Annotated in this window: 10 protein-coding genes and 1 pseudogene; 7 read left to right on the plus strand and 4 right to left on the minus strand. The window is 68.3% G+C overall.

From position 1 onward, the window contains the following. The 4 genes from APM_RS01715 to ykgO all read right to left on the minus strand — a co-directional run. On the minus strand, positions 1 to 299 hold a 299-nt coding region (locus APM_RS01715; protein ID WP_007421631.1), incomplete at its 3' end, for a 4Fe-4S dicluster domain-containing protein. A gap of 40 nt (positions 300 to 339) precedes the next feature. After that, positions 340 to 1,518 (minus strand): FAD-binding protein, encoded by a 1,179-nt coding sequence (locus APM_RS01720; protein ID WP_007421632.1) that lies wholly within the window; start codon positions 1,516 to 1,518, stop codon positions 340 to 342. Beyond that, positions 1,515 to 2,975 (minus strand): FAD-linked oxidase C-terminal domain-containing protein, encoded by a 1,461-nt coding sequence (locus APM_RS01725; RefSeq protein WP_007421633.1) that lies wholly within the window; start codon positions 2,973 to 2,975, stop codon positions 1,515 to 1,517. Before APM_RS01725 ends, APM_RS01720 begins: the two co-directional genes overlap by 4 nt. Positions 2,976 to 3,142: 167 nt before the next feature. Further along, on the minus strand, positions 3,143 to 3,268 hold the full coding sequence (gene ykgO / locus APM_RS01730) for a type B 50S ribosomal protein L36 (RefSeq protein WP_007421634.1): 126 nt from the start codon (positions 3,266 to 3,268) through the stop codon (positions 3,143 to 3,145). 145 nt (positions 3,269 to 3,413) lie between these two features. Between ykgO and APM_RS01735 the strand changes: the two genes are divergently transcribed. The 7 genes and pseudogenes from APM_RS01735 to APM_RS01765 all read left to right on the plus strand — a co-directional run. Further along, a complete protein-coding gene (locus tag APM_RS01735) occupies positions 3,414 to 3,854 on the plus strand; it encodes a hypothetical protein (RefSeq protein ID WP_007421635.1) in 441 nt (146 codons plus the stop codon). After that, positions 3,851 to 4,756 (plus strand): D-amino-acid transaminase, encoded by a 906-nt coding sequence (locus APM_RS01740; protein ID WP_007421636.1) that lies wholly within the window; start codon positions 3,851 to 3,853, stop codon positions 4,754 to 4,756. The genes APM_RS01735 and APM_RS01740 overlap by 4 nt, the downstream gene beginning before the upstream one ends. Before the next feature lie 9 nt (positions 4,757 to 4,765). Next, complete coding sequence (gene pyrH / locus APM_RS01745) at positions 4,766 to 5,506, plus strand: UMP kinase (RefSeq protein WP_007421637.1); 741 nt, start codon at positions 4,766 to 4,768, stop codon at positions 5,504 to 5,506. A gap of 9 nt (positions 5,507 to 5,515) precedes the next feature. Further along, positions 5,516 to 6,082 carry a ribosome recycling factor gene (gene frr / locus APM_RS01750; protein ID WP_007421638.1) on the plus strand — a complete coding sequence of 189 codons (567 nt, stop codon included), beginning with the start codon at positions 5,516 to 5,518 and terminating at the stop codon, positions 6,080 to 6,082. Between the two features lie 8 nt (positions 6,083 to 6,090). Continuing rightward, on the plus strand, positions 6,091 to 6,855 hold the full coding sequence (gene uppS, locus APM_RS01755; protein WP_007421639.1) for a polyprenyl diphosphate synthase: 765 nt from the start codon (positions 6,091 to 6,093) through the stop codon (positions 6,853 to 6,855). Then, entirely contained in the window at positions 6,852 to 7,547 is a 696-nt protein-coding gene (locus APM_RS01760) for a phosphatidate cytidylyltransferase (protein ID WP_007421640.1), read from the plus strand. Before uppS ends, APM_RS01760 begins: the two co-directional genes overlap by 4 nt. Then, positions 7,538 to 7,735, plus strand: a pseudogene (locus tag APM_RS01765) (1-deoxy-D-xylulose-5-phosphate reductoisomerase); the annotation flags it as partial. The gene APM_RS01760 and the pseudogene APM_RS01765, both read left to right, overlap by 10 nt.

Genomic DNA, 7,735 nt, shown 5'->3' on the forward strand with positions numbered 1-7,735 from the left:
CGGGCGTGATCGATCAGGTGCATGTAATCGACGCCGGAGGGGCAGGTCGTCATGCACGAGAGGCATGACAGGCAGCGGTCGAGATGGAAGGCGACGGGTTCGCTGGCCGGCGCGCCGGTCTCCAGCATGTCCTTGATCATGTAGATGCGGCCACGTGGACTGTCATCCTCGTCGCCGACGGTCACGAAGGTCGGGCAGGTCGCGGTGCAGAAGCCGCAATGCACGCAGGAGCGCAGGATCCGGTCGGCCACCGCGATGTCGGGATCGGCCAGCTGGTCGGGCGTGAAATTGGTTTGCATGTGTCTTCGTCCTCGAGCGCAAGGCGCCCGCTGCTCCTGCTCAGGCGGCGTGAAGCCGCCCGGGGTTGAGAATTCCGGCCGGGTCGAATGCGGCGGTAACACGGCGGCGGATCGCGGCCAGCGCGTCTGGCTCGCGCGGCAAGGCGTCAGGGCTATGGCGTAGCGCGTCCGGGGCGCGCAACAGCCACCATTCACCGCCAGCACGTCGCGCAGCGTTGGCGATGGCGGCATGCGCCGCCTCATCTCCCGGCCCGCTCAGGAACACCAGACCGCCGCCCCAGTCGAGATAACCATCGAGTCCCGCGGCCTGTGCCGCTTCGAGAATGGATGGGCCGGCGGATGGACGCACGGAAATGCGCCAGACCGCATCACCCTCGCGCACGGCTAGCGGCGCGGCATCGCGCACCGTGCGCCAGAGCGCCAGGCTGGCCGAGGTGTCGAGCTGCTCGACCATGCCGAACGCACCCCAGATTTCGGCGAGGCGGCCGATCCGGTAGTGAACGGAGTCGGTGAAATCCTCGATCCGCGCAATGGTGATCGGGCGCGCATGGCCCAGCGCCGCCGCGGCGCCTTCGGGCAAATGCGCGGCTCCCGTCACCGAGAAGGGCGAGCCGAGCGCCGCCGACAGCGCCTTGACGGCGGTTGCCGCATCCAGCCCGGCCAGCAGCACAGTGCCGGTTGCTTCCGGTGCGGGGAGCACCTTCAGCGTGATCTCGCTCATCACGCCGAGCGTGCCGTAGGAGCCGGTGAACAGCTTGCAGAGGTCGAGTCCGGTGACGTTTTTCAGCACGCGCCCGCCGGAGCGGATCACCTCCGCCCGGCCGGTGACGGCGCGGATGCCCATCACATGGTCGCGCATCGCGCCCCAGGCGATCCGCCGCGGGCCGGACAGATTGGTCGCGATGATGCCGCCGACCGTCTGCGCCTCGGCGCCGAGAAAGGCGTAATGCGGCGGCTCGGCGATCAGGTGCTGGCCGGCTTCCGCCAGCTTCGCCTCGAGCGCGGCCAGGGTGGTGCCGGCGCGCGCGGAGACGATGAGCTCCTGCGGCGCATGCAGCGGAATGCCGGTGAGGTTGCGGGTGGACAGGGTTTCGGCCGTCTGCACCGGGCGGGCGAACCCGGCCTTCGAGCCGAGCCCTTCGATGGTCAGCGGGGTGCGCGAAGCTGCCGCCGCCTCGATCGCCGCGACCAACCCGGCTTCGTCGGAGGGGGCGATCATGCCGCGTGCGGCATCGGCGCCGGTGCCGTGTCCGTGCCCGGCTTGAGCGGAAACACCTTCGCCGTGTTCAGCAGCCAGCCAGCGTCGAAGGCGGTCTTGACCCGGCGCTGCTGGTCGAGCTCGGTTTCGGTGAACTGCACGTTCATCAGATCGCGCTTCTCGACGCCGACGCCATGCTCGCCGGTCAGGCAGCCGCCGACCTCGACGCAGAGCTTGAGGATATCGGCGCCGAAGGCTTCGGCCTTGTGCATGCTTTCGGGATTGTTGGCGTCGAACATGATGAGCGGGTGCAGGTTGCCGTCGCCGGCGTGGAAGATGTTGGCGACGCCAAGCCCATATTGCTCGCTCATCTCGCCGATGCGGCGTAGCACCTCGGGCAGTGTGCTGGTGGGGATGGTGCCATCCATGCAGAGATAGTCCGGGCTGATCCGCCCGATCGCGCCAAACGCACCCTTGCGCCCTTTCCAGATCGCCGCCGATTCCTCGGCCGACTGCGATACCTTGAGGCTGATCGGGTCGAACCGGCCGCAGATTTCCCGGATCCGGCCGAGCAGCGCGTCCTGCTCCTCGACGGAGCCCTCGACCTCGATGATCAGCATGGCCTCGGCATCGAGCGGATAGCCGGCCTTGGCGAAGGCCTCGCAGGCGTGGATCGCCGGACGGTCCATGAATTCCAGCGCCACGGGAATGATGCCCGAGCCGATGATCGCATCGACGCAGCGCCCGGCTATCTCGTTCGACTTGAAGGCCGCGAGCATCGCCCTTGTGCCTTCCGGCGCGCGCAGCAGGCGCACGGTGATTTCGGTGGCGATGCCGAGCTGGCCCTCGCTGCCGATGACGATCCCCATCCAGTCATAGCCGGCGGTATCCAGATGCGCGCCGCCGAGTTCGAGGATTTCGCCCTCGATGGTGACCAGCTTGATGCCGAGCACGTTGTTGGCGGTCACGCCGTATTTGAGGCAGTGCGCGCCGCCCGAATTCATGCCGATATTGCCGCCGATCATGCAGGCGAGCTGGCTGGACGGGTCGGGGGCGTAGAAGAATCCGTCCGCCTCGACGGCCTTGGTGATGCCGAGATTGGTGACGCCGGCCTGCACCACGGCGTAACGGTCGGCGTAATTTACGTCGAGAATGCGGTTCATCCGCATCATGCCGATCACCACGGCGTCGGCCAGCGGCAGCGCGCCGCCGGCAAGCGAGGTGCCAGCCCCGCGGGGGACGACGCGGACCCCGTTCTGGTGGCAGAAGCGCAACACGGTGGCGACCTGCTCGGTGCTTTCGGGCAGGACGACGGCGAGTGGCATCTGGCGATAGGCGGAGAGCCCATCGGTCTCGTACGGTTTGAGACGTGACGGGTCGGTGATCACCGCGCGCGCGGGCAGCAGGGCGCGCAATCCCTCATGCACGGCATCGCGCCGGTCAAGGACATCGGCTTTCGGTTGCGGCAAGGCTATCACGACGGCTTTCTCCCCTTCACCCGCCTGTGAGATAATACTGTGCGGCGGAAACGGAAAGAGGAAGCCCGCCGGACGCGGTCAAGGATTGCCCGGAACGAAATCACCCGGAACCTCGCGGTCCGGGCGTTGCGTCACGCTGCGATGCGCCGGCGAACCGGCGGGGCAGGTCAGCCCTGGCGGGCCTTCATCCGCGGGTTCTTCTTGTTGATCACGTAGACGCGGCCATGACGGCGCACGACGCGGCAGTTCTTGTCGCGGGCCTTGGCGGAGCGAAGCGAATTACGGACTTTCATGACACGGTTCTCGGGCTGTTCAGGATGTTGGGGCGGCTTATGGGAAGCATGGCGCCATCTGTCAACCGTCGGGGCGCAGATCGGCCCCGATTGACGCGGCGGTTGGCGGGCCGCATGGATCGGAAATCGGCGAGGAGTGACATCGATGGCGGAGCGGATGCGGATTTCGGCCCAGCGGATCGGCTTGATGCTGACCGCGTTCCTGATGATCACGCTGATCGGTGTGTTCGCGACCTTTGCGGCGCCGATCCCCGCCATGCGCGGCGTCCTGGCGGAGCGGGCAATCGCCAGCGCCGCCGCCACGGGCGACCCGGCGGCGATGAAATCCGCGCTCGCTGAGGCTCGCCCGCTGCTCGGCGTGACCGCGCAGAAAACGCTCGCCACGCTCACGCCCGACCGGGCCGGGCTTGCCCGCGCAGCCGGCCTGGTCGCCGCCGACACGAAGCTGGCGAGCGGCCTCGTTTCCTACCGGCTGCGCCTGCTGGTGATCGTGATCGGCGTGCTTGCCGCGCTGTTCGGCATCGCCCTGCTCGGCATCGGCGAAAGCCGGCCCACTCCCATCATCATGAAGGCACCCGAACCATGAGCCGCATCGCCTATGTCAACGGACGCTACGTACCCCAGCGCGAGGCCTCGGTGAATGTCGAGGACCGGGGATACCAGTTCGGCGACGGCGTCTACGAAGTCATCCACGTCCATGACGGGCGCTTCGTCGATACCGGGCTGCACCTCGCCCGGCTCGCCCGCTCGCTGCGTGAACTCGCCATCCCGAAGCCGATGGAGGATGGCGCGCTGCTCGTCGTGCTGCGCGAGGTCGTGCGTCGCAACCGAATCCGCGAGGGCATCGTCTATATGCAGGTCAGCCGCGGCGTCGCCCGGCGCGACCACGCCTTCCCGCGCGATGTCGCCCCCGCACTGGTGGTCACGGCGCGTCATGGCAAGGCCTTCCCGCGCGAAATCGACACATGGACCGGTACCGCCATCACCGCGCCGGACATCCGCTGGGGGCGGGTCGACATCAAGACCGTCAATCTGCTGCCCAACTGTCTTGCCAAGCAGAAGGCGCGCGAGGCCGGCGCCTATGAGGCGATCCTGATCGACCGCGACGGCAATGTCACGGAAGGGTCATCCACCACCGTGTGGGCGGTGGATGAAGACGGGGTGCTGCGTACCCGCCACCTCGATCATCACATCCTGCCCGGCTGCACCCGGGCTGCGGTGATTTCGCTGATGGAGGAGGCCGGCATCCGCTTCGAGGAGCGCGGCCTGTCCGAGGCGGAACTGCGCGCGGCGCGCGAGATCTTCCTGACCAGTGCGACGTCTTACGTGAAGCCGATGGTCCGGCTCGACGGCGTGGCGGTCGGCGAGGGCACGCCGGGCCCGGTGGCCCGCCGCCTGTTCGAACTCTTCGCCCGCCATGCCGACGGCGCCGCGCACAATGTGCCGCCCGCTTCCCCCCGCCTTGCGTCTTGCGGCGGAATCGGATGAAACGCCCCCATGACAGCGCAAGACCAGACTGACCATACGCGCTACCGGCGCGTCCTGCTCAAGGTTTCCGGCGAGGCCCTGATGGGCAGGCGGGACTACGGGCTCGATACGGACACCGTGGCCGCCATTGCCCAGGACATTGCCGATGTCGTCGCCATGCGCGTCGAGGTGTGTCTTGTGATCGGTGGCGGCAATATCTTCCGCGGCATTTCCGGTGCCGCCGGCGGGATGGACCGCGCCCAGGCCGACTATATGGGCATGCTCGCCACCGTGATGAACGCGCTCGCCATGCAGTCGGCCCTCGAGAAGCGCGGGGTGGCGACCCGCGTGCAGTCGGCCATCCCGATGTCCGCGGTCTGCGAGCCCTATATCCGCCGTCGCGCGGAACGGCATATGGAAAAGGGCCGCGTGGTGATCTTTGCCGCCGGCACCGGCAACCCGTTCTTCACGACCGACACCGCTGCGGCGCTGCGCGCCGTCGAGATGAAGTGCGATGTGCTGCTCAAGGGCACCCAGGTCGACGGCGTCTATTCCGCCGACCCGCGCAAGGTGGCCGACGCCGAGCGCTACGCCGAACTCACCTATCACGAGGTTCTCGCCCGCGACCTTTCGGTGATGGATGCGGCGGCGATCAGCATCGCCCGCGAGAACGACCTGCCGATCATCGTCTTCAACATCCACGCGCCGGGCGCCTTCGCCAGCGTCATGCGGGGCGAGGGGAAGTTCACCCGCATCGTGGAACAGCGCTAGGAGCCCGCCATGGACGCCGATCTCGATACCCTTCTCGCCGACCTGCAACGCCGGATGGACGGCGCGATGGAAACGCTGAAGCGCGAATTTTCCGGCCTGCGTACCGGCCGCGCCAACCCCGCCCTGCTCGATCCGGTGAAGGTCGAGGCCTATGGCACGCTGATGCCGCTCAACCAGGTGGCCACCGTGGCGGTGCCGGAAAGCCGCATGCTCACCGTTCAGGTCTGGGATCGCGGCATGGTCAATGCGACGGTCGCCGCCATCCGCGACTGCGGGCTCGGCCTCAACCCACAGCCGGACGGGCAGCTCATCCGCGTGCCGCTGCCGTTGCTGACCGAGGAGCGCCGCAACGAACTCGCCCGCGCAGCCGGCAAATATGCCGAGGGTGCGCGCGTCGCCGTGCGCGGTGTGCGCCGCGATGGCATGGAGACGATCAAGGGGTTCGAGAAGAAGCACCAGATCGGTGAGGATCAGGGGCGCGACTGGGCCGACCGCGTTCAGAAACTGACCGACGCGACGATCAAGAAGATCGACGAGCTGCTCGTCGAGAAGGAGAAGGACATCCGGCAGGTCTGAGCGGCCCGATGTCCGCCCCGCCTCCGGTTCCACCGCCGCCGGTACCGCGCCACATTGCCATCATCATGGACGGCAACGGGCGCTGGGCCGCGCGGCACGGCCTGCCCCGCGCGGCCGGACACCGCGAGGGGGTGCAAGCCGTGCGCCGGACCATCGAGGCGGCGATCGGCCACGGCGTCGAATGGCTCACGCTGTTCGCCTTTTCCTCGGAAAACTGGCGACGGCCGGTCGAGGAGGTGACCGATCTCACCTTCCTGCTGCGCCACTACCTGCGCTCCGAACTGCGTGAACTGGCCGAGGCCGGGGTGCGGCTTCACATCATCGGCGAGCGTGACCGTTTCGGTTCCTCGCTGAAGGCGGAACTCGCCGACGCCGAAGCCCGTACTGCGGCGAACCGCAAGCTCAATCTGGTGATCGCCCTATCCTACGGCGCGCGCGCCGAGATCGCGACGGCGGCGCGGCGCATCGCCGAGGCCGCCATGGCGGGAACGCTCGATCCCACGACGGTCGATGAGACCATCTTCGCCGCCCATCTCTCCACCGCCGGCATGCCCGACCCCGACCTTGTGATCCGCACCAGCGGCGAACAGCGCCTGTCCAACTTCCTGCTCTGGCAGGCCGCTTATGCCGAACTGGTGTTCGACGATGCGCTGTGGCCCGATTTCGGCGCCGCCAATCTTGGCCGCGCGATTGCCGAATATGCCCGTCGGGAACGCCGCTTCGGCGCCCGGCCTGGCCCGGCTGACGCACCGCCGGACGGCGAAGGGCCATGAGCGTGCCGGAGTCCCCCCCGACGTCCGGCGAAAGGTCCCGGCGCTTTCACGATCTCGGCCTTCGCGCGGCGTCCGCCGCCGTTCTCGTGCCGGTTGCCCTCGGTGCACTGGCATGGGGCGGTCTCGTCTGGGCGGTGCTGCTCGTGTTGCTTTTCGCCGGACTGATGTGGGAATGGGCTGGTTTGAGCCGTCACATCGTATCCGCCGCGCGGCCGCGCTTCCTGCTCGCCGGTGTCGTTTACGCTGCGGTTCCCGGCGCGGCGCTGGCCTGGCTGCGCGACCGGCCGGGCGGGCTCATCGACGTGCTGTTCCTGCTTGTCGTCGTCTGGATGACCGATATCGGGGCCTATGCGGTGGGCCGGCTGGCGGGCGGGCCGAAGCTCGCCCCGGCGATCTCGCCCGGCAAGACGGTGAGCGGCGCGGTTGGCGGCCTCGTGATCGGTGTCGCGGCCGGGTTGCTCGTGGCAAGGTCCCCTGCCGCAATCCTGCCGGGTGCCATCATCAGCATCGTCTCGCAGGCGGGCGATCTTGCGGAAAGCGCGCTCAAGCGGCGGCTCGGCGTCAAGGATTCCGGCCGCACGATTCCCGGCCATGGCGGCCTGTTCGACCGGCTCGATGGCGTGCTCGCCGCAGCCCCGGTCGCCGCCGTCCTTGCATTGCTTGCCCAGGGAGGGGTACCGCTATGGCGGTGAAGACAGTCACGATCCTCGGCTCGACCGGCAGCGTCGGCACCCAGACCATCGACCTGCTGCAGGCGGATCCCGAAAACTATCGGGTCCGTGCGCTGATCGCCGGGCGAAACGCCGCCCTGCTCGCCGAGCAGGCCCGCTCGCTGCACGCCGAGATCGCCGTCATTGCTGACGAGAGCGCCTTCCCCGCC

Origin of the sequence: Acidiphilium sp. PM (genome assembly GCF_000219295.1) — a bacterium.
In the GTDB taxonomy this organism is placed as follows: Bacteria; Pseudomonadota; Alphaproteobacteria; order Acetobacterales; family Acetobacteraceae; genus Acidiphilium; species Acidiphilium multivorum.